Genomic DNA, 26,829 nt, shown 5'->3' with positions numbered 1-26,829 from the left:
TATGTGAAACAGCCAAGCTTTTGCTTGGCTGTTTTGTTTATATTGCTTATGCTAAACCCATACAAGAAAAAAGCCATTAGGATGTAGCGATGCGAAAATTAAAATTCATGGCCAATACACAAAGCCAGCAACCCCGGGATGGTCAGGAAACCCAGGAATATGTAGCGCATTTTCTTGCCGAAACATTAGGTAAACATGGCTTTCAGACCTTAAGTCAAAGTGGTGCTCAGGTTGCGGTGAGCGTGGATGAACATGCATTGCCCTTATCTGTGAGTTGTGAAACCAGAGATGAGCAGGGGCATCTGGTCTGTGAAATTGCCTCATATCCTGAAGAAGAACAAGATTGGCTCGATCGTATTGCCGAACGAAGTCTGCTCAATCAGCTTGCACAAGCAGTAGAAAGCTCGCTCAAAGAGCAGGAAAGCTTTAGCGAGTTTGAATGGAAGAACTAATTCATAACTCCACTATAATTTGATCTCAACGCCAAAGTGAGTGTCTGATACTCAGCTAGTTTCGTGCATCAGATGCATGAGAAGCTTATGCCGCGATTATCCCAAGTTTGACGCGTTTTATGACATGGGGTCTGCCAGAATCTGAACAAGAATTTGCAACAATATGGCAAAAATGGCTAGAGAATATGGCAGCTCATGAAGAATATGTGTTTGTGATACGCCATGCGGAAAGTCTGAAATTTATGGGGCTTTGTGGTTTAGATCGTTTAAAGGATGAAGTGCTATAGCTTGGAATTTGGATCAAGGAAAGCCCGCATGGTCATAAATATGGTTGTGAAACGGTTGATGCTCTGGTTGGTTATGCCCTTGATGACTTAAATCGTCAGCGATTAATTTATCCTGTAGCCGAAGAAAATTGAGCGAGCCGAAAAGTCGTTGAACGTTTGGGTGGAAAGATTGTTGATATAGTACAACAAGCTAAATGTCGGGCAGTGATTTATCACTTAGCTGAAAAACTGCTGTGAAAAGCATAAAAAACCCATCATCTGATGGGTTGTATTATCTAGCCAAGCGCTAAGTAGCGAGTCATTGCAATCCGCAATTGCTTTAAATAGCCGGTAAAGAAATGATTGGCACCAGGCAATACGGTCACTAAATGACGCTGTGGTTTTGCCCATTCAATCATATCCGACAGCAGGGTTACTTCATCACCCTCACCATGAATGAACAGAATATCACCTTTAATTGCTGGCGTAACATAATGGCGAATACCGGCAACGGTTGCAGTTGGCAGGCCACATAAAATAGTTTGTTTGGGTTGCAGTTCTACAGGTAAGGCTGCATAGCTCTTTGCCATGACATGCGCACCAAAACTAAAACCGCCCGCATAAAAAGACAGCCCAATATGCTGACTGCGAGCAAACCGAATGATTTCTAATACATCATCCGTCTCACCGAAGCCCTCGTCGTGTATACCTTCACTCTGACCAGAACCGCGAAAACTCGGACGATACACAACACAGCCACGTTCCATATACATTTGTGCCAATAGAACGGGAACCTTGTGTTGGGGCGTACCACCTTGCAAGGGATGGGGGTGACAAACTACCGCGAATCCTTTCACTTCACCCTGAGGATAATCCACAAAAACTTCAATCTGACCCGCAGGTCCTTGAAGGAAAATTTGCTCGGACATATAAATACCGATGATTAACAGGAGAATCGCGCATTTTAACGATTATGGTGAATAAAAACATGAATTGGAATTAAAATAAGCAGACTGATATAGTTTGATTAATCATTTTTTGACCAGGTTGCCATGCTCGCTTTAATTTCTCCAGCCAAAACGCTCGATTACGATACCCCATTACCCACTGACCAATTTACTCAAGCCAGATTATTAGAACATTCGCAGGATTTGATCAAAGCTTGTCGCACACTTTCTGCAACAGAAATTTCCAGTTTGATGAGTGTCAGTGAAAAAATTGCCAATTTAAATACAGCACGTTTCCAGGACTGGCAACCAGATTTTAATTTAGCCAATGCACGTCAGGCTATTTTTGCCTTTAAAGGAGATGTCTATACCGGTCTGGATGCTTATAGCTTCAAGCAGGAAGATCTGCACTTTGCACAACAGCATTTGCGTATGTTGTCTGGTTTATATGGGCTTTTGCGTCCCTTGGATCTGATGATGCCATATCGTCTGGAAATGGGAACCAAATTGGCCAATTCTCGCGGGCATAACTTATACGAGTTCTGGGCACATCACATCACTGATCTGATCAATCAAGATTTAGCCGCAGCCCAGTCTGAGATCTTGGTGAATATTGCTTCTGATGAATATTATAAATCGGTGAACGAGCGCAAAATTCAGGCAGAGATTATCAAGCCAGTATTTCTGGATCAGAAAAATGGTAAATATAAAGTGATTAGTTTCTATGCTAAAAAAGCACGTGGTTTGATGGCACGTTTTATTGTTGAAAATAGAATTGAACGTGCCGAAGAACTCAAAGCATTCAATACCGATGGCTATTATTTTGATGCCGATAGTTCACTTAAAGGTGAATTGGTATTTAAACGTGATGAACAAATCAGTGCATAAATAACGTTATTCCGCTACCGCATAGAATAATTGGTTTCTAGGCGGTATTGGGAGCTATGAGTATTGGAAATGTTATTTATCCAGCTTTAATCGTTTTTTAAATATTGAGTGTCACGGGGGAGTTGATTGGCTGCACTTCGGTACAAATGTGATTTTTAGCGTCTTTCGCAAATTTTAAGTTAGATAAAAAATTAGAATTATCGCTGAACTCATTGAAATAATGCGTAAAATCTCATCTATTGAATTTTTTTTACAGAAAATTGAAACTGATATTTCTGGGAAAAGCTGAATAAAATAGCTCAAGTTAATATATTTTAAATCAGGGAATTTTCATTAATTTTTATATTTTTATTTTCAATAGAAATTTTTATTTAAACAAATAAGTATTTAATATTCAAATATTTAATTTATTAACTTTGGGGAGCATTTAGCGCAATAGATTTTTGAGAAAGAATGAAAAATTAATTAAGTAATAATAAATAAAGCGATAGAAAAATATCGCTAAACGGTTCAAGAAGTGCATTCTATCGGGTTAAATGTAAAGTAAGTCACAAGTTTATTAGGTTTTTTGTTAGCATAATTGCACAGTGTTACAAAGCAGAATAATAAAAATGAAAATACATGCTATTCCTGTTTTTGTGTTAATGGTCAGTGTATTAGGATTCTGCGTGCATAAACAGGCAGAAATCAGAAAATACGAAAAAATCCGTCATGTCTTGAATGAAGCGCGTGACTCCAGCAAATTGTTAGACTCTAATCGGCATCGACATTAACACATACATCAATTTTCTTTTTTTCAATTTAGCGTAATTAATAAAATTAACTCAATAATAAGTATAATAAAATATTAAAAATATTCGAATTAAATAGATTGATTTTAAATAAAGTATAAAATCAAAGAAGCAATCAGAAATCAATGTGTTATAATTTGCCACCTATAAAGATGAAGCAAACTTCATCTTTCTAAGCATTTGATTTATATCATTAAATAGAGCTGCATAAAAGTTATGCAGCTTTTTTGTTTAGATTTTTTGGGGTTTTTATAGCATAGCCCTGGGGCTGTAAGCTGTTCAAACATTTGAACCCGTCAAATGGCTATACTGGCATATTCGTTGCTAACACATCCTCAAAATAAATGAATTTTTTGTGAAATTTCATTTATTTGACGGCGTGCTTGAAGCATAAAGTTTACTCAATAGGGGCTAGGTCATGACGACTCCTAATCCATCTTCAGAAAATATGCTTGAACGTCTGTTTAAACTGAGTGAAAACAAAACCAGTTTCCGTACAGAAGTTCTGGCTGGTGTAACTACATTCTTAACCATGTGTTACATCATTATTGTCAATCCAATGATCTTGTCCGAAACAGGGATGGATCATGGGGCTGTCTTTGTAGCAACCTGTCTTGCAGCTGCGATTGGCTGTTTAGTCATGGGCCTGATTGCGAATTATCCAATTGCGCTGGCGCCAGGCATGGGCTTAAATGCCTTCTTTACCTATTCTGTATGTCTGGGAATGGGGGTGCCTTGGCAAACCGCCTTGGGTGCAGTTTTTGTTTCAGGTCTGGTCTTTATTGCCATTAGCCTGTTTAAAATACGTGAAGCCATTGTCAATGCAATTCCAATGTCGCTCAAGCTCGCGATTGGTGGTGGTATTGGCTTGTTCCTGGCATTGGTGGCACTGAAAAATGCCGGAATTATTGTGGATAATCCAGCCACACTGGTGGGCTTGGGTGATCTGAAACAACCTTCTGTATTATTAGCACTTTTTGGCTTTTTGTTGGTTGTGGTAATGCACCAGTTTAAAGTCCGTGGTGCGATTATCATCAGTATTCTGGTGGTGACTGCCATTGCAACGGCACTAGGTTATAACGAATTCCAAGGTGTAGTGGGTCATATTCCATCGCTGGCTCCAACATTCATGCAAATGGATTTTGAAGGCCTCTTTACTGCCAGTTTAATTGGGGTGATTTTTGTTTTCTTCCTGGTCGATCTGTTTGACTCTACCGGGACGTTGGTCGGTGTTTCGCATCGTGCAGGTCTGTTAAAAGACGGGAAATTACCACGTTTGAAGAAAGCCTTATTTGCTGACTCATCAGCGATTGTTGCTGGTGCGGCACTGGGTACTTCTTCAACTACGCCTTATATTGAATCTTCTGCGGGTGTGGCAGCAGGTGGTCGTACCGGTCTAACCGCCGTGGTGGTTGGATTACTATTTATTGCCTGTTTATTCCTGGCACCGCTTGCACAATCAGTTCCGAGTTTTGCCACTGCGCCAGCATTGTTATTTGTTGGTGTGTTGATGATTCAGGGTATCGTCCATATTGACTGGGAAGATATTACTGAGGCAGTACCGGCATTTTTAACCATCGTATTTATGCCATTTACCTATTCGATTGCGGATGGTATTGCGATGGGCTTTATCAGCTATGCACTGATCAAGTTGTTGACTGGTAAGGCTGCGACTGTACCGTATATGGTCTGGATTATTGCTGTTCTATGGACGCTTAAATTCGCACTGTTTGGTGGCTAATTTTTCTACATTCAGAAAGGGTGTAAACTGAGTTTGCGCCCTTTTTTATTATTTAAAGGTTTCACGAGGAGAAGTGATGAACCGTCTTGAGTTGATTCGCGCTTTGCCAAAAGCCGAGCTTCATGTTCATATTGAAGGCACTTTTGAGCCTGAGCTAATGTTTGCAATCGCTCAGCGTAATCAGATTGCCATCCCGTATAAATCTGTCGAGGAAGTTAAGCAGGCTTATAATTTCCATAATCTTCAGTCCTTCCTGGATATTTATTATGCCGGGGCCAATGTACTGATCCATGAACAGGACTTTTATGACCTGGCTTGGGCCTATTTTGAAAAATGTGCCGAAGACAATGTGGTGCATACAGAAATGTTCTTCGATCCGCAAACGCATACCGACCGTGGAATTGCTTTTGCGACCGTCATCAATGGCCTGCAAAAAGCCTGCGATGATGCCAAGGCCAAGCTTGGAATCAGCTCACATTTGATCATGTGTTTCCTGCGTCATTTAAGTGAAGAGGCGGCCTTTGAAACGCTGGAGCAGGCATTGCCCTATAAAGACCAGATTATTGCGATTGGTCTGGATTCAAGTGAAGTCGGGCATCCACCTTCTAAATTTGAACGTGTCTTTGCCAAAGCGCGTGAAGTAGGGTTTTTGGTCGTAGCACATGCGGGCGAAGAAGGCCCGGCAGAATATGTCTGGGAAGCTCTGGATTTACTGAAAGTTAATCGTATTGATCATGGGGTGCGTTCAGAAGAAGATTCTGAGTTAATGCAACGGTTGATTCGCGAAAAAATGCCCTTAACGGTGTGCCCGCTGTCAAATCTGAAGCTTTGTGTGGTCGAGGATATGCAGCAGCATAATATCCGTCGTCTCTTGCAGCAGGGTGTCCATGTTACAGTCAACTCAGATGATCCATCCTATTTTGGTGGCTATATGAATGACAACTTTATTGCCATTGCTGAAGCGCTAGACTTGAGTAACGAGGAATTAAAGCAGTTGGCAACGCACTCCTTTGAAGCGTCGTTTATTCCAGAGGCTGAAAAAGAGAAATGGATCAACCAGATCCGTGCCTTGATTTAAGTTTTTACAAAAGGCAGAGTTCGCTCTGCCTTTATCATTTTTATAGGCCAATATGAAATTGAAAAGTTTAATTCTGCTCCTCAGCATATTGTTGATTTCTGCCTGTTCTAGTGCGGATATGACATTGACACAACGTACTTTAAAACCTTTGATTGAATATCAATGCAGTAAAGAGCTGCAAAATTCCAAAGTTTGGAAAGTTTCGACCTACTTAATGCAGGACACCAGTAAAGTTGAACTTGAGAAAAATGTGTGTTCATGTGTAGGTGAGCATGCGTTAAAAGATGTGCCTGCCAAAACTTTGTTAAAAGCCACAGTTGATGAAACAGCCAAAAAAGAACTGACGCAAAAAGCGATTGCAAACAGTCTCAGAAGTTGTCTCAAGGAATTTATTTAATGAAACAGCCTGCAAGCACAGACTGAGAACATTATTTAGCCCATATTAATGGTCTAATTATTTATCCTGTTGGGTCATACTTTTTAATACATGATCTTTATCGATAAAATGATGTTTAAAGGCTGCGGCAATATGGCCAACCAGTAGAACGCCGACTGCCCAGGAAAGCCAGATATGCAAGGGCTTAACAATAGCGGTCACAGCCGAGTTTTCGGCAATGAGGGGTGGCAGGTTAAATAAATACAGCACCGGTGCTGGATAACCCAAACTCCAACTATACAAACAACCTGTAAGGGGTAGGGCAATCAGCATGAAATACAGCGCCAGATGACCAGCATGTGCCAACGTTTTCATCCGCGGTGACATACTCTCAGGCAGTGACGGCGCCGGATGGGTATAGCGCCAGAAAATTCGAACAACGAGCAGGAAAATAATGGTGGTTGCAATATTTTTATGCAGTGAAATCACATCACCCTTAAAGCTGCCATCAACCTCATAACTTAAAAAATTACCACTATAAAAACCGATGAGCCAGGCCGCAATAAAAATAACCGCCATGATCCAATGCAGCCATTGCGCTGTTCGTGTGTAATACAGTGATTTATTCATCTAGATATTCCGTTGCTCTTCAATAAGGCCGAACCTTAGCAAAGGGTGAATCAATTCAGCAATTCCAAATCTGCAACGCTATGGTGGCTTTCATGCAACATCTATTAAATTGGTTGGCTGTAGATTAAACATGCTTAGTGATTTTTAGATTTCTTATTCAGGTGAATTTCGGCACAATAGCGACAGTCTTCATCTATGAATGAATAAGGAATATATCTGTGAAAAAATTATTGGCTGTACTTGCACCACTGACTCTGGTTTTATCAGCGTGTACAGCGACAGGCACTTCTGAGGCGCCAAGTACCACTCAACAACTGGGCGGCACTGCGCTTAAAATCGCGATCAATGCAAAATGCACCACTGAACTGAATAATATTCTAGCGTGGCAAACGGCAACACGTTTAATGACCACAACACAAAAGCAAAATATCCAGTCTGAAATTTGTGGCTGTGTCAGCGAAAAAGCACCGCAAAATGTGACAGCGGTTGATTTGGCGACTGCTGCGATTGATCCGGTGGCACGTACCACAATCGTGGGCAATGTGGTTGCAAAAACCATTAACGCTTGTGTGGCTGAAGCTGTAAACTAAGCCAAGATTAAATTGAAATAGGCTGACAGGTTCAGCCTATTTTTTATGGGAAATGACATGAAAATTGCTGGTGTAGATGAAGCAGGGCGTGGACCGCTGGTCGGTTCAGTGGTGGCGGCCGCGGTAATTTTAGATCCAAATAACCCGATTGAAGGTTTAAATGACTCTAAAAAACTGACTGAAAAGAAACGTGAAAAACTTTTTATCGAAATTCAGGAAAAAGCGCTGGCTTGGGCAATTGCTGAGGCGTCAGCAGCAGAAATTGATGAGCATAATATTCTGCAGGCATCCTTACTGGCAATGCGCCGTGCTGTAGAAGCTTTAGCGATTCAACCTGAGCATGTGCTGGTCGATGGCAATAAAGTCCCTCAGGGGCTAACGATGAGCTGTGACGCGATCATTGGTGGCGATGCTTTGCATGCAGAAATTTCTGCTGCTAGTATTCTGGCCAAAGTTACCCGTGATCATCAAATGATTGAGATGGATCTAAAGCATCCACAATTTGGTTTTGCCAAGCACAAGGGCTATCCAACCAAAGCACATTTTGAAGCGATTGCCTTGCATGGGGTGATTGATGAGCACCGTCGTAGTTTTGGGCCGGTAAAAAAGGTAGTTGCAGCATTGCTGGAACAGCAGGGCGCAGAACTTTAATTCTTATTTAATTTAAAGGTTCTGAATATTGAAATGTGTATTCATTAAAGTATAGATCAATTAAAAGCGGCTTCAAAGCCGCTTTATGATTTACACAAAAATTAACGGTTAAAGTTATTTTGTGTTTGGTTTTCATCTTCATACGAAGGTTGGAAATCCTGATCGATATGCTGAAGATGTTCATGCATTGCACGTTCATGCTGGATACGCTGGTAAATCTCTTCACGGTGCACAGAGACTTCTTTCGGAGCATTGACCCCAATACGAACCTGATTACCTTTTACACCAAGCACAGTCACGCTGACTTGGTCTCCAATCATTAAAGTTTCCCCGACACGTCGAGTCAAAATCAGCATGTTTCTCTCCTTGCAAAATGCAAAACCTGCAATCTATTGAATATAAAACAAAAACACAACCAAAAATTAAAAAATAAAATCTGGATAGAAATTCTGTCATCTGGGTGAAAGATTTTAATCTATCTCAGTTTTTTAAAAATCCTCAGGCTTAATATAACAGAGCCACTATAAAAAAAACTATAGTGGCTCTGAATTTTTGTAGAGATTTATAGAATACTGTCAAACAATGACAATATTTTGTCATTCCTCTTAAGCGCGTACGCTTGATTCACCTTGTTCGCGGTCTAGACCGAAGGCGGTATGCAGTGAACGAACTGCAAGTTCCAGATAGTTTTCTTCAATAATCACTGAAATTTTGATTTCAGAAGTAGAGATCATCAGGATGTTAATACCTTCAGCTGCCAGTGCGGTAAACATTTTGCTTGCAACACCTGCATGTGAACGCATGCCTACACCGACGATAGAAACTTTGACGATATCTGAACGGGTAGCGACTTCACGTGCACCAATTTCCTGAGCGGTTGCTTCGAGAATGGCTTTGGCCTTGTTCAATTCGCTGCGGTTGACTGTAAAAGTAAAATCAGTCGTACCATCTTCTTCAACGTTCTGGATAATCATATCCACTTCAACATTGGCATCACCAATCGGGCACAAAATTTTAGAGGCGATGCCCGGTTCATCAGGTACACCTAAAATCGTTAATTTTGCTTCGTCACGGTTAAATGCGATACCGGAGATAATTGGCTGTTCCATATTGTCTTCCAATTCAGTCGTAATAAGTGTACCCACGTTTTGCTTAAATTCTTCGTCGAATGCGCCATCATTGTCATTGTCGAAGCTGGATAATACGCGTAAAGGTACTTGATATTTACCGGCAAATTCAACTGCACGAATTTGCAGGACTTTTGAACCCAGTGACGCCATTTCAAGCATTTCTTCAAAGGAAATACGATCAACTTTCTTGGCTTTGGGTGCAACACGTGGATCAGTGGTATACACGCCATCAACGTCTGTATAAATCTGGCATTCATCGGCTTTTAGTGCAGCAGCAATCGCGACACCTGAAGTATCAGAACCGCCGCGGCCTAAAGTGGTGGTATTGCCATGCTCGTCAAAACCCTGAAAACCTGCAACTACAAGTACACGGCCAGCATCCAGATTCGAGTTCAGGACTTCAGTATCAATTGATTCGATACGTGCCTTATTGAATGAGCTGTCGGTTTTCATGCCAACCTGGCGACCTGTCAGTGATTTTGCTTCAACGCCAATAGAGTTGAGCGCCATCGCTAACATAGAAATCGTAACCTGCTCACCCGTAGAGACCATCTGGTCTAGTTCACGTGGGTCAGGGGTTTCGGTAATGGCTTTCGCGAGAGCAAGCAGACGATTGGTTTCGCCACTCATCGCTGATACAACCACAACCACCTTGTGGCCATGGTCATGCCAGCGTTTCACACGACGAGCAACATTTAAAATGCGCTCGGGAGTACCCATAGAGGTACCGCCATATTTTTGAACGATTAGTGCCATAGTTGTTCCATATAAGCCATGACCCTGATAGTCCTATCAGGGTCAGTTACACAAAATTGAAGTTTTATTTTGCTGCCAGCCAGGCAGTTAAATCTGCCATCACCGGAGCAAACTTCTCGTTAAGTGGCGCGCCACCTTGTGCCAAGTCAGGTTTACCACCACCTTTACCACCCAGCTCAGTTGCCAGATGTTTGATGATGTCACCCGCTTTTATAGATGCAGTAAAGTCTTTTGCTACAGATGCGATCAAGCTCACCTTGTCACCCTCTACACCTGCAAGCACAATGACTGCATTTTCTAATTTTGATTTCACACCGTCATGCAGGTTGCGTAGTGCTTTCGCATCCATATTTTCAACGGTTGTAATCAAGGTTGCACGACCTGCAATGGTTTGAACTTGGCTTAGAAGTTCACCGGCTTGCAGGCTAGCAAGTTTCTGATTCAGTTGTTCGATCTGTTTTTGCAAGCCAGAGGCAGTATCAACTAACGCTTCAACTTTTTCTAAAGTCTGGTCTTTTTGCGCTTTGAGCAAACCGTTAATCGTATTGATGTCACGATCGGCTTTTTGTGCAACTTCAACTGCTTTGGTGCCTGTCACTGCTTCAATACGACGTATACCTGCTGCAACACCACCTTCAGAAGTGATCTTGAACAGACCGATGTCACCGGTACGTTTTACGTGAATACCACCGCAAAGCTCGATGGAGAAATTTTTCTCTTCAATCACTGAACCCATCGACAATACACGGACTTCGTCACCGTATTTTTCGCCGAACAGCATCATCGCGCCTTTGGCTTTGGCAGATTCAATATCCAGCAGTTCAGTAGACACCGCAGTATTGGCAATTACTTCAGCATTGACCAGACGTTCAATTTCTTGCAGCTGTTCAAAGCTAACCGGTTGATCATTGGCAAAGTCAAAACGTAACACATCAGATGCGACCAATGAACCCTTTTGTTGTACATGTGAGCCCAGAATTTGACGCAGCGCAGCATGTAGTAGGTGAGTTGCAGAGTGGTTGCGTGCAGTTGCTGCACGAATCTCGGCTTGCACTGTTGCTTCTACATTTTGAGTAACTTTCAAGTTACCCATGGTCACGATGCCTTGGTGTACAAATGCACCACCAGATTTTTTCGTGTCCTGAACTTCGAAAATCCCGGTATAGTTTTTGAAAATACCTGTATCACCGATTTGACCACCGCTTTCTGCATAGAAAGGAGTCTGGTTGAGTACGATTAAAGCTTCGTCGCCTTCAACGACTTCATCTACTTGCTCGCCATCTTTATAGATTGCGATGATTTGGCCTTCGCCTGCAGTTGCATCATAACCATCAAATTGAGTTTCGCCTTCAACTTTGACAACACTGTTGTAATCGATCGCGAATTTACCTGCATCACGCGCACGTTGACGCTGTGCTGCCATTTCAACTTCAAAGCCAGCTTCGTCAATGCTTAAGTCACGTTCACGTGCGATATCCGCAGTTAAGTCCGTCGGGAAACCGTAAGTGTCGTAAAGTTTGAAAACCACTTCACCCGGAATCACAGAACCTTTTAATTGTGCCAATTCGCCTTCAAGCAATTTCAAACCTTGCTCAAGTGTTTTGGCAAATTGTTCTTCTTCTTTGAGCAGTTGAGCTTCGATACGTGCTTGTTGTGCTGCAAGTTCTGGATATGCTTCGCCCATCACTTCAATAAGCGGCTGCAACATTTTATGGAAGAATGAACCGGTCGCACCCAGTTTGTTACCGTGACGCACTGCACGGCGGATGATACGACGCAGTACATAACCACGACCTTCATTTGATGGATTTACGCCATCAGCAATCAGGAATGAACATGAACGTGCATGGTCAGCAACCACTTTAAGTGAAGCAGGGTATTGTACAGGTGTGCCTTTTTCAGCCGCTTCAGCTTCAAGTGCAGTAGTATCCAGACCAATGATCTCAGCCGCAGATTTGAGTAAGTGCTGGAACAAATCGATTTCGTAGTTTGAGTTGACATGCTGTAAAACTGCAGAAATACGCTCAAGACCCATACCAGTATCTACAGAAGGCGCTGGAAGCGGATGAAGTACGCCATCACTCGTGCGGTTAAACTGCATGAAAACGTTGTTCCAGATTTCAATGAAACGGTCGCCATCTTCTTCAGGTGTGCCCGGCAGGCCACCCCAGATGTGATCGCCATGGTCAAAGAAAATTTCAGAACATGGGCCGCAAGGACCTGTGTCGCCCATCGCCCAGAAGTTATCTGATGCGTATTGACCACCTTTGTTGTCACCAATACGGATAATGCGAGATGCATCTAGGCCGATTTCTTTGTTCCAGATGTCGAATGCTTCGTCATCGGTATGATAAACAGTGGCATAAAGCTTATCTTTAGGTAGCGCTAACCAGTCATCGCCCGTCAAAAAATCCCAGGCAAATTTGATCGCATCACGTTTGAAGTAATCACCAAATGAAAAGTTACCTAACATTTCAAAGAAGGTATGGTGACGCGCGGTATAACCGACATTATCCAAGTCGTTGTGTTTACCACCTGCACGTACGCATTTTTGTGATGATACGGCACGGACATAATCGCGTTTTTCTAGACCTAAGAAGCAATCTTTAAACTGGTTCATACCCGCATTGGTGAACAGTAAAGTTGGATCATTGGCGGGTACTAGTGAACTCGACGCGACACGTGTATGCCCTTGCGATTCAAAGTAACGCAAAAATGCTTCACGAATTTCAGCTGATGTCATAAAACGAGTACTCACAACCAAGTCACTCCATAATTTCCGATTTGGCTAAAACACCACAGTCTGACAAGCACATGAGAGCTCTGCTGCAATGCGGGGCTTAAAAATTTAAAACGCCAAATTATAACGGAAAAAGCGGTATGCACCAATCATTTTAAAACCAATTGCCAAGGAATTATTGACTCGGGTTTAGTGCTGAATTCATAAAATGAATTTTCTATTCAGAACAATTCGGTTATATCCATCTATTTACACAGCATCAGAATTTTAAAAGATCTGAATACTGGGCGATGTATCAGAAATAAAATAATCGAAAATCAATATTTTCACTGAAGTTTTTCATGTACTGCGCAAGAAATCCTTTAACATAGAGGAGTTTTAAAATAGGCATATAAAAGGTTGAGTCATGCAACGAGTGGCAATCAATGGATTTGGGCGTATTGGACGTAATGTATTGCGTGCCTGGTTTGAAAATCCGAAAGATTTTAAATTTGAAATCGTTGCCATTAACGATATTGCTGATGTTGAAACCTTAATTCATCTGTTTAAATATGACTCAACCCATGGCCGTTTTCCGGGACAGGTAGACGTCAGCTATGATGCCGAACATATTTATCTGCATCTCAGCTATCAGGATGCCAGCTTAAAAGTTCAGGTTTTGTGTGAAGCCAACCCGGCGCAGCTTCCCTGGCAAAAACTTGAAGTAGATGTAGTGCTGGAATGTACCGGGCTGTTCCGTTCCCGTGCAGCTGCGACCCAGCATATTGAGGCAGGGGCGAAACGGGTGATTATTGGAGCAGCACCCTTTGATACTGTCGATGCTGCGATTGTGTATGGTATCAATCATCACGAAGTTAAAGCCACCGACCAGATCATTTCCAGTGTGTCCTGTACCACTCAGGCCCTAGTACCGCTGGTCAAAATCCTCGATGATGCTTTTGGCATCAGCAGTGCGTTAATGACCGAAATCCATGCGGTGACCGCAGATCAATCTGTGCTGGATCAGGCGCATCGCGATCTGCGTCGTGCACGGGCAGCAGGACACAATATTATTCCCACCACATCCAGTGCGCTGGGTGCATTAAAGCGGGTTATGCCAAAAATGGAAGATCGGATTGACGGTTATTCAATTCGGGTGCCGACCATTAATGTCGCAGCAATTGACCTGACCTTTGTTTCCCAGTCACCGATTACCGATCATAAACTGAATGAAGTGTTAATTAAGGCGGCGCGACAGGATTTTGCCGAAATCATGTCAGTGACGGATGAACCTTTGGTGTCGAGTGATTTTAATCATTCCCCTTATTCCTTGATCGTTGACCTGACCCAAACCCTAGTGGTGGGACAACAGGCCAAGGTCTTTGCCTGGTATGACAATGAATGGGGTTATGCCAACCGCTTGCTGGATTTATGTGAATCTTTTCATTAAGTTTGACTTTGCTAAGCCTGAAAAGTGCCGATATACGGTGCTTTTTTTGCTTTAAACATTCTTGATATGCGTTGTTTTAATAGAATTTGCGCGTAATTGATCGAAAAGCAGCGTGAGTGCTTGAATTATTTGCATCATCTGCATGATTTTTCGTTAAGATAAAGCCAATAAAATGAAATAAGAGCAAGCATATGATGTTGGTTTGGGGATTTATTATACTGCTCACATTGGCAGTGATTTTTCTAATCTGGCTGCAGTTCAATCAGAATGATGGTTCAGGTGTCGTGGAGGGCGTGCCGGTAGAAGAGAAAGTCGCGCATCTGGAAGAAAATTTAAAAAAGACCCTGGAAATTATGCAGGACTTGGCTAAAAAAATGCATGTACAGCAGGAAGTGCTGGATCAGACCACAACCAAACTGCAGCAGGTCGAGTTGCAAAATGCAGAGCTGGTCAGCCTGCTCACCAAGGTCGTAGACCCACAGAAATAAACAGAATCCCTTTAGAAATCATATAAAGAATTCTGTTTGAGGGCTAGACGAGAAGAGTTCTTAAGACGGCTGCAGACACCATGCTGATGGCAACTGTGGGGAGCAAGCCAAAACGCGTAGCGGCAAACAGAGTTAAAGCCAAAGCGATCAGATCTGCAGGGTTGTCGCGTACAAAATACGGTGCAATGACTGAAATCAGGACACAGCCGGGTACAACGTCCATGATTTTACGCTGACGTTGTGTCAGCGGTTTGTTTTTTAATAAGACATAGCCCAAGATCCGGGTTAAATAGGTGGTCGCAGCAATCAGGATAATAGCCACCAAGGTGCTCATCTGGATCATGTTTGATCCTCTTGAATCAGGAAAAATGCCGAAGCGATTCCAGACAAGGCGCCAATCGGCACATACCAGCCAGCAGGCAAATATAAATAAGCCAGAGCAGCACAGATCAGGCTTACTAGCCATGGCCGGGCTGCACTCAAGCCTTTCCACATGCTTTGCATCAACACCAGAAATACAGCAGGAAAGGCCATATCAAAGCCCCAGCGGTTGATATCGCCTAAAACAGGTCCAAGCATCGCGCCCAGTGTGGTAAAACCGACCCACATCAGATAAAGACAGAAACATAAACCGGCATAGTAGGGCATGCTAAAAGCAGCCCGATAGCCCTGCTGGGCCTGCTTTCTTTGCGCATCCGCCAGACTTAAGGCCCAGCTTTCATCAACCATAAAAAACAGGGCCGGCAATACTTTGCGATTCGGGAGATGTTTTAAATACGGAACTAGGCTTGCACCCATCAGCAAATGCCGGCTATTCACCAAAAAGGTAATAAACAGCAGCATGAACAAATTGGGTGGACTGGTCCAGACTTCCAGAATGGCAAATTCAGAACCGCCGGCAAAATTGAGTCCAGTCAGCAAAGGCACTTCCAGCACACTGAAATTTTTCTGAATCGCAGTCGCACCTAGCACCAAAGCAAAGGGAATAATTCCTAAAAGCATAGGAATAGAATCTTTCATGCCGCGCTGAAATTCGCTGAAATCTGTATGTGCGAGCGCGGGCGTACTGCTTTGTCTGAGCAAAAGCATGTCAGTGACCTGAGGACTTTAATATTGAGCCGTATTTTATAGCGATAATCAGGCTATTTGCTGTTGTAGTGCATGCAATTTAAATTTGATTTGGAATTAAATTGCGCTAAATTGGCTCCAAGGGGTTTTAAATACTAAAGTAACAAGATGGATCAAATTGATAAACGCATTTTGCATGAACTGCAAAAGAACGGAAAATTGCAAAATAATGAACTGGCACAACTGATTGGCCTGTCTGCATCTCCATGTTTAAGAAGAGTCAAGCAACTGGAAGATGATGGGGTCATTGAACAGTATGTCGCCTTACTCAATCCGCAAAAAGTCAATCTGGCAATGAGTGTATTTGCACGGGTTTGGCTTAAATCTCAAGAAGCCGCCGTGGTCGATCAATTTGTTGAAGCCATCAAGGAGATGCCGGAAGTGGTGGAATGCCAGTTAATGGCGGGAGATTGTGATTTCTTTTTAAGAATTGTGGTGGCTGATCTGGATGCCTACCGTAAATTTCAGATTCATCATTTGACTCAAATTCCCTGCATCCAAAGTGTAAAAACTGAAATTCCATTGCAAACGGTAAAAAGCACCACCGCATTGCCATTGGTCTAAAATGATTTTTTGTTTATAGCGCGTGCTGGTCATACACGATAAAACGCTGATAGTTGACGCAATTGTGGCTCATTGCATAAGAGAGTAAAAATTATAAAATTTTGCGATGCACAGCCAAAACTATCGTGTTAGACTAGGAGAAATCGGGTGTGCTCCCGATTTTTTTATGCGGATTCGTTCCGCGCTGACAAGAATTTAGGTTTACAACATGCCCATTTCAGAGACATGGTTATTACCTGATGGTGTAGCTGATGTATTACCAGAACAAGCGCAAGTCATTGAAAGTTTGCGCCGTAAATCACTGGATTTCCTTGCATCTCGAGGTTATCAGTTGGTGTACACGCCATTCATTGAATACATCGAATCTCTCTCTTCTCTCTCAGAATCGAATCAAGATTTAGACTTAGCCACTTTTAAAGTCATCGATCAGCTTTCTGGTCGTTTGCTTGGTGTGCGTGCCGATATGACACCACAAGTGGCGCGTATTGATGCACATGTACATCCAGTGGAAGGTGTGGCGCGTTACTGCTATGCAGGTACCGTTCTGCATACCAAACCACGCGGTTTTAATACCTCGCGTGCGCCTTTGCAGTTAGGCGCCGAACTGTTTGGTTCAGACAGCATCGATGCCGATGTAGAAATGGTCGATTTAATGATCAGTCTGATTCAGGAAACAGGTCTGGCAGACGGAATCCATCTGGACTTGGGTCATGTCGGCTTATTTCGCAGTCTGGTGGCTCAAGCAGGTTTGAACAAAGTTGCTGAACGTAAACTGTCTGATTTATATCAACGTAAGGCCTTGCCAGAGTTGGAAGAATTTACGGCAGAACTGAAATTTGGTCAGGACTTTTATGCATTGGGCCGCTATGCCAGCGATCTGGACGCATTACAGGCAAATTTAAGTGCTGAAGTGTTGACGAATCCAGCCTTCAAGCAAGCTTTTGATGCCTTACAAATTACCAAAGATCAGGTTCAAGCCCGTTGGCCAAACTTGAGTATTGGGATTGATGTGGTTGAATTGCGTTCATACCATTATCATACTGGTCTGATGTATGCAGTCTATGCACCGAATCGTGCAGCAGCACTGGCACAAGGCGGTCGTTATGATGGCATTGGTGAACATTTCGGTCGTGCGCGTCCTGCCACAGGTTTCTCTTGTGACTTATATGCGTTAAGCGCAGGTCAGTTTGACGCTGTACACGTGGTAGTTGCACCTAAAGGCACTGATGCAGAACTTCTGAAGGCGATTCAGAATATTCGCGCACAAGGCTTAAGTGTAATTCAGTTACTGGGTAATGATGATTTAAACTCGATTCCATATGCGACGCACCAGCTGGTGAATGCGAATGGTGAGTGGACAGTCAAAACGATTTAACTGCTTGGCTCAGTGTTCATGTCGCTGAGCGGGGCTTTCAACTTTAACAGCATGATGTAATGAGGCTATTATGGGCAAGAATGTTGTGGTACTTGGTACCCAATGGGGCGACGAAGGTAAAGGTAAAATCGTCGACCTGCTCACAGATCAAGCGGCAGCGGTCGTTCGTTATCAAGGCGGACATAACGCAGGTCACACTCTTGTGGTGGGTGGTAAGAAAACTGTCTTACACCTCATTCCATCAGGTATTTTACGTGAAAACGTATTGTGCTTAATTGGTAACGGTGTTGTTCTTTCTCCTGAAGCGCTCATCAAAGAGATGGACATTCTTGAAAAAGAAGGCGTTCCTGTTAAAGAACGTTTACGTATTTCTCCAAACTGTCCATTGATTCTCCCGAACCACATCGCACTTGACCAGGCGCGTGAGAAAAAACGTGGTAATGCGAAGATTGGTACGACAGGTCGTGGTATCGGTCCTGCATACGAAGACAAAGTAGCGCGTCGCGCAGTACGTGTTGCTGACCTGGTACGTGGTGGTGAACATCTTACTGCTCAGTTAACTGAACTTCTGGACTACCATAACTTCCAGCTGACTGAATACTACGGTGTTGAAGCAGTTAAACTAGAAGACGTTTTGGCACTTTGTGACGAATGGCGTAAAGTTGTTGCGCCACTGGTTGTGGACGTAACTACTGAATTGCATAACTACCGTAAAAACGGTGACAACATCATGTTTGAAGGCGCGCAAGGTTCACTTCTTGACGTTGACCACGGTACATATCCGTATGTAACTTCTTCGAATACAACTGCTGGTGGCGTAAGCTCTGGTTCAGGTCTGGGTCCTTTGCATCTTGACTATGTACTGGGTATTACCAAAGCGTACACTACGCGTGTAGGTGCTGGCCCATTCCCAACTGAGTTGGTGTATGACGCTGCAAATGACACGGGTGATGCAATTGGTAAACACCTGGGTACGATTGGTAATGAGTTTGGTGCGTCTACTGGCCGTCAACGTCGTTGTGGCTGGTTCGATGCTGAAATTCTACGTCGTTCAGTAGATGTAAACTCACTGTCTGGTATTTGCCTGACTAAACTTGATGTTCTTGATGGTTTAGAAGAAGTGAAAATCTGTGTCGGTTATGAAGCTGCAGATTCTGGTTGTGTCGGTTCTTCTGATGCGCTTGCATTCGAAACTTTAAAACCAATTTACGAAACAATGCCAGGCTGGTCTGAGTCAACTTTCGGTGCAAAATCGCTGGATCAGTTGCCACAAGCTGCATTGAACTATGTAAAACGTCTTGAGCAACTGATTGAATGTCCAATCGACATCATTTCAACCGGTCCAGACCGTGAAGAAACTATCGTTCTTCGCCACCCGTTTGATGCTTGATCTTCATTTGATTAAAGCTTGAATGATAAAACCCATCTCCGGATGGGTTTTTTATATCCAAAAACTATAAATTTGGCTCAAGACTAAAGTTGCATCGGTGCTGTGACAAAATGTGCTTTAACATAGCCGTATATAAAGAAAGAAAAAATGAGCGAAAGGATGCAAAAAAATATATCGGCGACCATGTTTTATTCATTGTTGTTCGCCATGGGCGGGGCACCCACCATCGCTATGATGATTATTCGCGCACAAACTCAAAATCCTGAGATTATTTATAATGCACTGGTCGGCCTGAGTGTCATTATTGCCTGTGTGCTGGTGCCTGTTATTTTGTTGCAAAACGCCTATTTATTTTTTAAACGTAAAGATGAAATTCTGGAACAAAAAATAAAACCCTTAAGTCAGGTTTATCTGGGCTTGAACATTATCTGTCTGATTTATTGGCTGGCGATACAGTACTTGGCTTAAAAATTACAGAATTTATAAGAAGATGGAGTAATTAAGCGTTTAGCTCCTGTATGCTTTCACTTATAATTTTTACAATGTAAATTAAGCTTGGGCTAAGGTAGAGTTGATTATAATGAAGAATAAATTTTTATTGGGTATGGCGGCTGCCGCAGCCGTGACATTGTCGGGTTGTACCACTATTGCGGATATTGCCGGGGCTGATTCTGCGACCTTAAATGCATCTGCGACACAAAGCTATAATGCCATGGTCACTGATGCCAGAAATAAAGGTCAACTGGACACCAGTTCAGCGACCTATAAACGTATTAATACCGTATTTAACCGTTTAAAGCCGATTGCGAACCAAATGAACCAGACTGGTACAGCATTCCAGTGGCAATTGGCTGTGCTCAAGTCCGATCAGGTTAATGCCTTTGTTGCACCGGGTGGTAAAGTGGTATTTTATACCGGTATTGTGAATAAGCTGAATCTGACCGATGCTGAAATTGCAGCAATTATGGGTCATGAAATGGTACATGCCTTAGAAGAGCATTCTAAGCAGAAAATTGGTGCTCAGGCGCTCACCGACCTGGCTTTAGGCATTGGTCTGAATGCAGCTGGTGTGGGCCAGGGTGGCGCAGCAGCAGCGCAATTAGGAAGTCAGATCGGGATTGGCCTGCCATACTCGCGTAATCTGGAAAGCCGTGCTGACCAGGGGGGCTTGATGCTGATGGCACGCGCAGGTTATAACCCGAATGCAGCGATTACCTTGTGGGAAAAAATGAACAAACTTGGTGGCAGTAATGGCGCAACCTTCCTGTCTACGCATCCATCGAACAGCCAGCGTATTGGACAAATGCGTCAACAGTTACCAGCAGCCATGCAGATTTATAATCAACGCAAATAATCCAGCGATTATTCTCTAAAGGGATCTCTTGATCGGATTTAAACAGCAGGGCCATGGTCCTGCTTTTTTATTCTCCATTTTAAAATGAATATTTTGGCGGCAATAAAAAAGGCAAAGTTTTCACTTTGCCTTTTTTACACTCGATCAGAAGATCTTAGTGCTGGTGACCACCTGCACCGTGTACATGACCGTGATCTAATTCTTCTTGAGAAGCTTCACGAATCGATACAATTTCAACTTCGAAAGTCAGGTCTTGACCAGCAAGCGGGAAGTTCGCATCTACAACAACATTGTCGCCTTCAACTGCTTTAACAGTTACGATTTGCACGCCGTCATCAGTTTGAGCTTGGAACTGCATACCTGCTTGAATGTTGTCTACGCCTTGGAACATTTGCGCAGGAACTTCTTGTACGAGGTCAGGGTTATATTCGCCATAACCTTCAGCAGCAGGAACATTAACAGTGAATTTTTCACCCACAGTTTTGCCTTCTAACGCGTTTTCTAAACCTGGGATGATGTTACCTGCACCGTGCAAATAGGCAAGTGGTTCACCTTGAGATTGGTCGAGAGTTTCACCCTCTGCGTTAGTCAATGTGTAGTGGAAAGAAACCACGAGGTTATTTGCAATAGCAGTCATGTGAATTGATCCATTCAATTTTTTAAGGGTACATCATAAAGTGAAATTGCATTTTTGTAGACTAAAATTAGCAAAAAAACGCAATTTGACAATTTTATTGACGATTTTTTCATTGATTGGGCCAAATTCTGGAATTTCAATGCAATTTCAGCTTTGGAGAGATTTTTCGTGTAACTAAATCTTTTGCAGTCAAAATACCGGCATGGGCATAACCATGAATGGCCGCCTGATGAATCCGGTATAAAGAGACATACATTGTTTTGGCGACAAAGCCTTGCACATTGACCTGACCCAGCAATTCCCCCACAGCTTTATTCTGACTTAAGGAAATCAGGGAGCCCTTGTCAGAAAATTTAAACATCGGCAAATAGCTATCTCCATTGACATGGGCTTTTAAAGCATTGGCTAGAAAGCTTGCTTGCTGGCTGGCCACTTGAGCACGCGGCCCTAATACCGGTTGATCTGCCGCAGGCTGGCAATGCGCACAATCACCAAATGCAAAAATACTTGGATCAGATTTGGTTTGCAGCGTGGCATAAACTTTGAGCCGATGAATATGGTCTTTTTCTATATCGTCGAGTTGTGCCAAGACTTCCGGTGCTTTGATCCCTGCAGCCCAGACTTTGATTTCAGCATCCAGACTGGAACCATCGGCAAAATAAATCTTGTCTTCGTCGACCTTGGCCACTCGATGACTGGTCAAGACTTCAATACCGAACTGTTCTAACTGTTTCATGGTATTTGCAGCAACGTTAGGCGAGAGTGCAGTCAGAATACGATCTGCGGCTTCAATCAAGGTGATTTTGACTTTGTTGGGATCGACCTTGTTTAAGCCATATTGAAAGAAATTCTGTTTGGCTTCTACCAGCTCCGCTGCCAGTTCTACCCCAGTCGCACCAGCACCAATAATGGCAATATTCAGCTCACGGCTTGAAGTCTCATGTTGAGCATTTAAATACAGGTGCAGCAGATCCTGCTGAAAGATATCTGCCTGCTGACGGCTGTCGAGAAAATGACAGAACTGTTTGACCCCTTCGGTATTAAAGTCATTTGAGGTTGAACCTAAAGCCAGTACCAGTGTGTCATAGCCAATGCGCTGATTTTTCTTGGGCTCACTCTTTTTAGAGAAATATTCTGTTTCGACGATGATCTGTTTCGCTTCGCGATCCAGACTGGTGAATGTCCCCAAAACAAACTCATAATGATGCGCGGCAGAATGGGCAAAATAATTGGTTTCTTGCTGATGTGGATTTAAGGTACCTGCGGCGACTTCATGTAGCAGCGGTTTCCAGAGATGTGTCAGTTTTTGATCAATCAAAATAATTTGGGCTTTGCCGTTTTTACCCAGGCTATCACCCAGTTGTGTCGCCAGTTCCAGACCACCAGCGCCACCACCCACAATCACGATTTTATGTACTGTCATGCGTTCTTAACCTGTTTATTTTTTTAATAAAAATAAGAGAAATAGAGAGAAAATATACTATGGCATGTGCTAAATCGCGTCTTGATTAAAATTGTTATACACATTACAAAACGTAGCAATTCTGTGAGAGCGGGTAATAATTGCTGCGTTCCGGGCAGGGTGCCTCATTTGGGATAGATCATGAATCAGCTAGAAGGTTATATCAATGCTTCTAGCTTGAAGAATTACTTGATATTGAGAGGATTATTGATCTAGAGGATACAGTTTTACGCCGGGTGTTGAGTCTGAAAAGAAACTGAATAAACCTTGCAGCCAGCTAAAGAACTTCTGCAACGGGTTGGCTTCTTCAATTTCGACATGATCTTCAATTTGAATGGTGCGAATTAACTGATTATTTTGATAAATCTGAATCGTGGCCAAAGGCATCATGCTGGCTAAAGGCGCAATGAGTTCAGATGCCTTCATTTCAACATTGATATGGGTCTGGGTTTCCTGAAGTGGCTCGATACTTTTTAAAGCGCCATCACCTGTATTTAGCATGACACGCTGATGCGCCTGATCAAACTGATTCAGGTCAATGCTATAGCTCTGATCATAAAGCGAGGTAGTAATAATCTGCGGCTGCTTGGTTTGCACTTTAAACATTTTTAAAGTGGATTTAATCACAGGCAACTCAGCCAACAGTTGCTGATCTTTGATCGCGACTTCATTGCGGGTATAGGTATAAGCCAGATTCATCAGTTTATGCGATATCTCAGCGCGCTTTGTGGCGCTTTTAGTGCCTAGCACTACCACAATCAGACGGCGCTTCGGCATTTCAAAGTCTGCTGTAACACGATTGGCTGTCAGCGCCAGGTTATAACCGGCCGCACGGGTAAAACCGGTTTTTAAACCATCTACGCTTGGGTCGACCTGAAGTACACGGTTGGTGGCACGATGAAAATGCTGGTTATAAGTGAAACTTGGCTGTTTGGAATAATACAGATAATCCGGGGTTTCATTCACCACCGCCATAGAGAGTCGGGCCAAATCGGCAGCAGTCGAATAATGCTCGGGCATGGTAATGCCGGCCGGATTCTGGAAATTGCTATGCTGCATGCCCAGTGCTTTGGCTTCCTGATTCATCCGTTCAACAAACTGGGGAACACTCCCCGAGATTTTCTCAGCCAGCGTCAACGCTGCATCATTGGCAGACATGATAATCAAACCCGCCAGAAGCTGATCGACTGTAATCAGATCACCTTCTTTCAGATACATCTGTGATTCATCCCACATGACATTTTTAACCACAGATGTGGCAGTTAAAACTTCATTTTTATCTAATTTTCCGGCCTCAATTTCCTTTAAGGCAATATAAGCCACCATCATTTTGGTCAGCGAAGCCGGCGCACGTTGCACATCGGCATTGTGTTCTGCAATGACTTGACCAGACTGTGAATCCAGAATAGTCCAGGCTTCAGCTTCAACGCTTTCAGGCAGAATGTTGAGTAAGGCAGCATGTGAAAATGCAGAAATAAATAAGCTGAATACCGCAATCAGTGAGATGATGTATTTCAAGGATGTTCCTTAATAACCCGTCGGGCGTTGAACGATTAAATTTTCAGGCATGCTATGCCTTTTTTATACAGATAGCTAGTCGTAAATGTAGACAAATAAGACAGCTAAACCATCTTGGCTTAAAAAATGCTAAGCTAAGCTATACCTCATTTATTTTCATTTTATATCGCCCATTATGTTGCATTATCAAATCGAATTTGACGATTATCGTCAGCACCTTATTCACGTGACTGTTCGCTTTCTGGCAGACCCGACGCAGATCTTATCATTACCGACCTGGATTCCGGGAAGTTATTTGATTCGAGAGTTTTCCAAACACATTGAGGCGGTCAAAGCTTATGATGAAGATGGACGTCAACTGCAAATCCAGAAATTTGAAAAGAACAAATGGCGTTTATTCAATACCGATCATGAGCTGATTACGGTTGAATATGATGTCTATGCCTACGACCTGTCTGTTCGTGGTGCATATGTGGATCAAAACCGTCTCTATGTCAACCCGGCCTGTGCATGCTTGGGGCTAGAAGGTCAGGAAAATAAAGAGATTGAATTAGAAATCTTCCTGCCAGATGAGTTAAAGCATTTCCAACTGGCAACCGGCATGCAATCCAAAAGTCTGGTCAAGGGCCGTTTCACCCTGAAAGCCAAAAACTATGCTGAATTGATTGATGCACCGTTTGAACTGGCAGAGCAAACCCGTTTCAGTTTTGAAGCGAATGGTATTCCGCATGAGTTTGTGGTGTCCGGCAAGCATGCGATGAATGCAGCACGTATGCAGCAGGACATTGAGAAAATCTGTAGCACAGAAATCTCCATGTTCGGTTCAGCGCCATTTGCTGACTATACTTTTATGACCATGGCAACCGGAAATAGTTATGGTGGTCTGGAACATCCAAACTCGACCAGCCTGATTTCACCGCGCGATGACTTGCCGAAGGCCAATGAGCCTGAAGAACCTTCCAAAGATTATCAGCGTTTCCTCGGCCTATGTAGCCATGAATATTTCCATTCTTGGTTGGTGAAATTTATTCGCCCTGAAAATTTTGTCAATTATGATTTGAACCGTGAAGGCTATACGTCTTTGCTGTGGATCTTTGAAGGCTTCACTTCTTATTATGATGATTTGATTTTGCTACGCAGTGGCGTGATTAACCAGGAATCATATATTGCTTTATTAAAAGCGCAGATTGATCGTTACTTGCAGAATCCGGGTCGTGCGATTCAGTCGGTGTCTGAATCCAGTTTTGATGCCTGGGTGAAATTCTACCGTCAGGATGAAAACTCGAATAATGCCGGCACCAGCTATTACAACAAAGGTTGTTTGGTTGCATTGTGCCTAGACTTAGGTTTGCGTTTACGCGGTTCAAGTCTGGATGCCTTGATGCGCCGTTTGTATGAAAATGCACAAAAGGGTGTTCAGGTACATGAGCGGACGATCTTTGAATTATGCAAAGAGCTGACCGGTGATGATTGGTCAGAGCAGATTAATCACTTGATTAATACCACAGATGAATTGCCACTGGATCAGTTATTGCCTGAGTTTGGTATCGGTTATAACCTGAAAAATGACAAGTCATTGCCTTTCGGTTTAAAACTGGTAGATAAGCCGGAAGGTGTATTGGTTCAGTCGGCGCGTCGTGATAGTACTGCTGTAGTAGTTGGCCTTTCTGCCAATGATGTGATTATTGCCGTTGATGGTTTAAAAGCAACGATGAAGTTAATGGAAAGTTATGCAAAACAGGAAGGTGTTTATACCATGCATGCTTTTCGTCGTGACGAGCTGATGAGCTTTGAAGTTCAGGCAGCTGGTTCTGAACTGACCGAAGTTGAACTGAAAATTGAAGATCAGACTAAAGCTGAAAAGTGGTTGAAAGCTTAATTAAATTTCAAACTTTAAAAACCGATGCTTAGGCATCGGTTTTTTATTGCATCAAGTTTTGAAAGTTATCTGATGATCAGTCGAGACGTACCACGGAACTCTGCCACAATTTGATCATGCTGATTTATCACCTGAATATCGTAAATTCCGCTACGGCCACTGCTGGCCCTATGTTCTGCTACAGCAGTCAATGTATCGCCAAGAACTCCTGATTTTAAATAATGAATTCCACAATGCTGACCAACAGCCGGATGTTCACCTGTATTACAGGCAATGGCAAATGCCGCATCTGCAAGCGCGAAAATCACTGCGCCGTTACAGGTCTTGTGACCCTGTAAATGTTGTTCAGTGACTTTCAGCGAAATTTTTGCGTGATTGTGACTATAAGCAACAAGGTGTGCACCAAGATGCTGGATTAATCGATCCTGATTAAACATCTGGTTGACTTGCTGATCCATTGCAAAGCTCCTTGTTTGAGATACGTTTTATTTTTAAATTCATTTAATATGAGTCATGAATAGCATTCCAGCACAAGAATAACAAGTAAAAGAATAAGGCCCAATAAGATG

General features: G+C 43.0%; 29 protein-coding genes. 18 read left to right on the top strand and 11 right to left on the bottom strand.

From position 1 onward, the window contains the following. The first annotated feature begins 89 nt into the window (after positions 1-89). From CWI32_RS05055 to CWI32_RS15500, 3 genes are all read left to right on the top strand, one after another. Positions 90-452, top strand: coding sequence for a hypothetical protein (locus CWI32_RS05055; protein WP_100534798.1), 363 nt, complete (start codon positions 90-92; stop codon positions 450-452). A gap of 119 nt (positions 453-571) precedes the next feature. Next, entirely contained in the window at positions 572-739 is a 168-nt protein-coding gene (locus CWI32_RS15335; RefSeq protein ID WP_252146095.1) for a hypothetical protein, read from the top strand. A 6-nt stretch (positions 740-745) separates the two neighbouring features. Beyond that, positions 746-871 carry a GNAT family protein gene (locus tag CWI32_RS15500; RefSeq protein ID WP_345788758.1) on the top strand — a complete coding sequence of 42 codons (126 nt, stop codon included), beginning with the start codon at positions 746-748 and terminating at the stop codon, positions 869-871. A 143-nt stretch (positions 872-1,014) separates the two neighbouring features. Here CWI32_RS15500 and CWI32_RS05045 read toward each other — a convergent pair whose 3' ends face one another. Continuing rightward, the gene (locus CWI32_RS05045; protein WP_005097454.1) at positions 1,015-1,647 is read right to left on the bottom strand and encodes an alpha/beta hydrolase; all 633 of its coding nucleotides are present in this window, start codon (positions 1,645-1,647) and stop codon (positions 1,015-1,017) included. A 123-nt stretch (positions 1,648-1,770) separates the two neighbouring features. Between CWI32_RS05045 and yaaA the strand changes: the two genes are divergently transcribed. From yaaA to CWI32_RS05025, 5 genes are all read left to right on the top strand, one after another. Beyond that, positions 1,771-2,553 (top strand): peroxide stress protein YaaA, encoded by a 783-nt coding sequence (yaaA, locus tag CWI32_RS05040; RefSeq protein WP_100534797.1) that lies wholly within the window; start codon positions 1,771-1,773, stop codon positions 2,551-2,553. A 611-nt stretch (positions 2,554-3,164) separates the two neighbouring features. Next, positions 3,165-3,326, top strand: a complete 162-nt coding sequence (locus tag CWI32_RS15150; RefSeq protein WP_005097451.1) for a hypothetical protein — start codon at positions 3,165-3,167, stop codon at positions 3,324-3,326. A gap of 436 nt (positions 3,327-3,762) precedes the next feature. Next, entirely contained in the window at positions 3,763-5,085 is a 1,323-nt protein-coding gene (locus CWI32_RS05035) for an NCS2 family permease (RefSeq protein WP_005097450.1), read from the top strand. A gap of 76 nt (positions 5,086-5,161) precedes the next feature. Beyond that, entirely contained in the window at positions 5,162-6,163 is a 1,002-nt protein-coding gene (locus tag CWI32_RS05030; RefSeq protein WP_074383304.1) for an adenosine deaminase, read from the top strand. 52 nt (positions 6,164-6,215) lie between these two features. After that, positions 6,216-6,560: a hypothetical protein gene (locus CWI32_RS05025; protein ID WP_100534796.1), complete on the top strand. Its 345-nt coding sequence runs from the start codon at positions 6,216-6,218 to the stop codon at positions 6,558-6,560. 57 nt (positions 6,561-6,617) lie between these two features. Here the strand turns inward: CWI32_RS05025 and CWI32_RS05020 are convergent, their stop codons facing one another. Further along, positions 6,618-7,169: a cytochrome b gene (locus CWI32_RS05020; RefSeq protein WP_005170241.1), complete on the bottom strand. Its 552-nt coding sequence runs from the start codon at positions 7,167-7,169 to the stop codon at positions 6,618-6,620. Between the two features lie 218 nt (positions 7,170-7,387). Between CWI32_RS05020 and CWI32_RS05015 the strand changes: the two genes are divergently transcribed. Continuing rightward, positions 7,388-7,759 (top strand): hypothetical protein, encoded by a 372-nt coding sequence (locus tag CWI32_RS05015; RefSeq protein ID WP_100329010.1) that lies wholly within the window; start codon positions 7,388-7,390, stop codon positions 7,757-7,759. Between the two features lie 57 nt (positions 7,760-7,816). Continuing rightward, positions 7,817-8,410 carry a ribonuclease HII gene (gene rnhB / locus CWI32_RS05010; protein ID WP_005170243.1) on the top strand — a complete coding sequence of 198 codons (594 nt, stop codon included), beginning with the start codon at positions 7,817-7,819 and terminating at the stop codon, positions 8,408-8,410. A gap of 101 nt (positions 8,411-8,511) precedes the next feature. Here the strand turns inward: rnhB and csrA are convergent, their stop codons facing one another. The 3 genes from csrA to alaS all read right to left on the bottom strand — a co-directional run bounded on the left by csrA (position 8,512) and on the right by alaS (position 13,054). Then, a complete protein-coding gene (csrA, locus tag CWI32_RS05005; RefSeq protein ID WP_005097444.1) occupies positions 8,512-8,766 on the bottom strand; it encodes a carbon storage regulator CsrA in 255 nt (84 codons plus the stop codon). Between the two features lie 249 nt (positions 8,767-9,015). Next, a complete protein-coding gene (locus tag CWI32_RS05000; protein WP_005097443.1) occupies positions 9,016-10,296 on the bottom strand; it encodes an aspartate kinase in 1,281 nt (426 codons plus the stop codon). A 64-nt stretch (positions 10,297-10,360) separates the two neighbouring features. Continuing rightward, positions 10,361-13,054, bottom strand: a complete 2,694-nt coding sequence (gene alaS, locus CWI32_RS04995; RefSeq protein ID WP_171304331.1) for an alanine--tRNA ligase — start codon at positions 13,052-13,054, stop codon at positions 10,361-10,363. Positions 13,055-13,442: 388 nt separating this feature from the next. Here alaS and gap point away from each other — a divergent pair, with 388 nt between their 5' ends. Together gap and CWI32_RS04985 are read left to right on the top strand one after the other, a co-directional pair. After that, a complete protein-coding gene (gap, locus tag CWI32_RS04990) occupies positions 13,443-14,465 on the top strand; it encodes a type I glyceraldehyde-3-phosphate dehydrogenase (protein WP_005097441.1) in 1,023 nt (340 codons plus the stop codon). 191 nt (positions 14,466-14,656) lie between these two features. Next, positions 14,657-14,953 (top strand): hypothetical protein, encoded by a 297-nt coding sequence (locus CWI32_RS04985; protein WP_005170248.1) that lies wholly within the window; start codon positions 14,657-14,659, stop codon positions 14,951-14,953. A 43-nt stretch (positions 14,954-14,996) separates the two neighbouring features. On the opposite strand, the gene CWI32_RS04980 is transcribed toward CWI32_RS04985, so the two are convergent. Beyond that, on the bottom strand, positions 14,997-15,296 hold the full coding sequence (locus tag CWI32_RS04980) for an AzlD family protein (protein WP_100534794.1): 300 nt from the start codon (positions 15,294-15,296) through the stop codon (positions 14,997-14,999). Further along, complete coding sequence (locus CWI32_RS04975) at positions 15,293-16,042, bottom strand: AzlC family ABC transporter permease (RefSeq protein ID WP_100534793.1); 750 nt, start codon at positions 16,040-16,042, stop codon at positions 15,293-15,295. The genes CWI32_RS04980 and CWI32_RS04975 overlap by 4 nt, the downstream gene beginning before the upstream one ends. 147 nt (positions 16,043-16,189) lie before the next feature. Here CWI32_RS04975 and CWI32_RS04970 point away from each other — a divergent pair, with 147 nt between their 5' ends. The 5 genes from CWI32_RS04970 to CWI32_RS04950 all read left to right on the top strand — a co-directional run bounded on the left by CWI32_RS04970 (position 16,190) and on the right by CWI32_RS04950 (position 20,764). Beyond that, a complete protein-coding gene (locus tag CWI32_RS04970) occupies positions 16,190-16,645 on the top strand; it encodes an Lrp/AsnC family transcriptional regulator (protein ID WP_005097437.1) in 456 nt (151 codons plus the stop codon). 208 nt (positions 16,646-16,853) lie between these two features. Continuing rightward, positions 16,854-18,020 (top strand): ATP phosphoribosyltransferase regulatory subunit, encoded by a 1,167-nt coding sequence (locus CWI32_RS04965; RefSeq protein WP_100534792.1) that lies wholly within the window; start codon positions 16,854-16,856, stop codon positions 18,018-18,020. Between the two features lie 70 nt (positions 18,021-18,090). Then, on the top strand, positions 18,091-19,410 hold the full coding sequence (locus CWI32_RS04960; RefSeq protein WP_100534791.1) for an adenylosuccinate synthase: 1,320 nt from the start codon (positions 18,091-18,093) through the stop codon (positions 19,408-19,410). A gap of 159 nt (positions 19,411-19,569) precedes the next feature. Then, positions 19,570-19,878, top strand: a complete 309-nt coding sequence (locus CWI32_RS04955) for a hypothetical protein (protein ID WP_074383295.1) — start codon at positions 19,570-19,572, stop codon at positions 19,876-19,878. A 112-nt stretch (positions 19,879-19,990) separates the two neighbouring features. After that, complete coding sequence (locus CWI32_RS04950) at positions 19,991-20,764, top strand: M48 family metallopeptidase (protein ID WP_005097433.1); 774 nt, start codon at positions 19,991-19,993, stop codon at positions 20,762-20,764. A 154-nt stretch (positions 20,765-20,918) separates the two neighbouring features. Here the strand turns inward: CWI32_RS04950 and slyD are convergent, their stop codons facing one another. The 3 genes from slyD to CWI32_RS04935 form a co-directional block, all read right to left on the bottom strand. Next, the gene (gene slyD, locus CWI32_RS04945; protein ID WP_005097432.1) at positions 20,919-21,401 is read right to left on the bottom strand and encodes a peptidylprolyl isomerase; all 483 of its coding nucleotides are present in this window, start codon (positions 21,399-21,401) and stop codon (positions 20,919-20,921) included. Positions 21,402-21,537: 136 nt separating this feature from the next. Next, positions 21,538-22,824 carry an NAD(P)/FAD-dependent oxidoreductase gene (locus CWI32_RS04940; protein WP_100534790.1) on the bottom strand — a complete coding sequence of 429 codons (1,287 nt, stop codon included), beginning with the start codon at positions 22,822-22,824 and terminating at the stop codon, positions 21,538-21,540. A 243-nt stretch (positions 22,825-23,067) separates the two neighbouring features. Beyond that, a complete protein-coding gene (locus tag CWI32_RS04935; RefSeq protein ID WP_005170266.1) occupies positions 23,068-24,381 on the bottom strand; it encodes a D-alanyl-D-alanine carboxypeptidase PBP6B in 1,314 nt (437 codons plus the stop codon). A 175-nt stretch (positions 24,382-24,556) separates the two neighbouring features. On the opposite strand from CWI32_RS04935, the gene CWI32_RS04930 reads away from it, so the two are divergent. Next, complete coding sequence (locus CWI32_RS04930; RefSeq protein WP_100357726.1) at positions 24,557-26,260, top strand: M61 family metallopeptidase; 1,704 nt, start codon at positions 24,557-24,559, stop codon at positions 26,258-26,260. 65 nt (positions 26,261-26,325) lie between these two features. On the opposite strand, the gene paaI is transcribed toward CWI32_RS04930, so the two are convergent. Then, positions 26,326-26,718 (bottom strand): hydroxyphenylacetyl-CoA thioesterase PaaI, encoded by a 393-nt coding sequence (paaI, locus tag CWI32_RS04925; RefSeq protein WP_074383292.1) that lies wholly within the window; start codon positions 26,716-26,718, stop codon positions 26,326-26,328. Positions 26,719-26,829 lie beyond the last annotated feature (111 nt).

The sequence above is a fragment of the Acinetobacter pseudolwoffii genome, assembly GCF_002803605.1.
Taxonomy (GTDB): domain Bacteria; phylum Pseudomonadota; class Gammaproteobacteria; order Pseudomonadales; family Moraxellaceae; genus Acinetobacter; species Acinetobacter pseudolwoffii.
The sequence above is the reverse complement of the archived record's forward strand: the minus strand, read 5'-3'. Positions and strand labels throughout refer to the sequence as shown.

Coding starts and splice junctions, on each gene's coding strand:
- CWI32_RS05055 (WP_100534798.1), top strand. CDS start 90: ATGCGAAAATTAAAATTCATGGCCAATACACAAAGCCAGCAACCCCGG.
- CWI32_RS15335 (WP_252146095.1), top strand. CDS start 572: ATGACATGGGGTCTGCCAGAATCTGAACAAGAATTTGCAACAATATGG.
- CWI32_RS05045 (WP_005097454.1), bottom strand. CDS start 1,647: ATGTCCGAGCAAATTTTCCTTCAAGGACCTGCGGGTCAGATTGAAGTT.
- yaaA (WP_100534797.1), top strand. CDS start 1,771: ATGCTCGCTTTAATTTCTCCAGCCAAAACGCTCGATTACGATACCCCA.
- CWI32_RS15150 (WP_005097451.1), top strand. CDS start 3,165: ATGAAAATACATGCTATTCCTGTTTTTGTGTTAATGGTCAGTGTATTA.
- CWI32_RS05035 (WP_005097450.1), top strand. CDS start 3,763: ATGACGACTCCTAATCCATCTTCAGAAAATATGCTTGAACGTCTGTTT.
- CWI32_RS05030 (WP_074383304.1), top strand. CDS start 5,162: ATGAACCGTCTTGAGTTGATTCGCGCTTTGCCAAAAGCCGAGCTTCAT.
- CWI32_RS05025 (WP_100534796.1), top strand. CDS start 6,216: ATGAAATTGAAAAGTTTAATTCTGCTCCTCAGCATATTGTTGATTTCT.
- CWI32_RS05020 (WP_005170241.1), bottom strand. CDS start 7,169: ATGAATAAATCACTGTATTACACACGAACAGCGCAATGGCTGCATTGG.
- rnhB (WP_005170243.1), top strand. CDS start 7,817: ATGAAAATTGCTGGTGTAGATGAAGCAGGGCGTGGACCGCTGGTCGGT.
- csrA (WP_005097444.1), bottom strand. CDS start 8,766: ATGCTGATTTTGACTCGACGTGTCGGGGAAACTTTAATGATTGGAGAC.
- CWI32_RS05000 (WP_005097443.1), bottom strand. CDS start 10,296: ATGGCACTAATCGTTCAAAAATATGGCGGTACCTCTATGGGTACTCCC.
- gap (WP_005097441.1), top strand. CDS start 13,443: ATGCAACGAGTGGCAATCAATGGATTTGGGCGTATTGGACGTAATGTA.
- CWI32_RS04985 (WP_005170248.1), top strand. CDS start 14,657: ATGATGTTGGTTTGGGGATTTATTATACTGCTCACATTGGCAGTGATT.
- CWI32_RS04980 (WP_100534794.1), bottom strand. CDS start 15,296: ATGATCCAGATGAGCACCTTGGTGGCTATTATCCTGATTGCTGCGACC.
- CWI32_RS04975 (WP_100534793.1), bottom strand. CDS start 16,042: ATGCTTTTGCTCAGACAAAGCAGTACGCCCGCGCTCGCACATACAGAT.
- CWI32_RS04970 (WP_005097437.1), top strand. CDS start 16,190: ATGGATCAAATTGATAAACGCATTTTGCATGAACTGCAAAAGAACGGA.
- CWI32_RS04965 (WP_100534792.1), top strand. CDS start 16,854: ATGCCCATTTCAGAGACATGGTTATTACCTGATGGTGTAGCTGATGTA.
- CWI32_RS04960 (WP_100534791.1), top strand. CDS start 18,091: ATGGGCAAGAATGTTGTGGTACTTGGTACCCAATGGGGCGACGAAGGT.
- CWI32_RS04955 (WP_074383295.1), top strand. CDS start 19,570: ATGCAAAAAAATATATCGGCGACCATGTTTTATTCATTGTTGTTCGCC.
- CWI32_RS04950 (WP_005097433.1), top strand. CDS start 19,991: ATGAAGAATAAATTTTTATTGGGTATGGCGGCTGCCGCAGCCGTGACA.
- slyD (WP_005097432.1), bottom strand. CDS start 21,401: ATGACTGCTATTGCAAATAACCTCGTGGTTTCTTTCCACTACACATTG.
- CWI32_RS04940 (WP_100534790.1), bottom strand. CDS start 22,824: ATGACAGTACATAAAATCGTGATTGTGGGTGGTGGCGCTGGTGGTCTG.
- CWI32_RS04930 (WP_100357726.1), top strand. CDS start 24,557: ATGTTGCATTATCAAATCGAATTTGACGATTATCGTCAGCACCTTATT.
- paaI (WP_074383292.1), bottom strand. CDS start 26,718: ATGGATCAGCAAGTCAACCAGATGTTTAATCAGGATCGATTAATCCAG.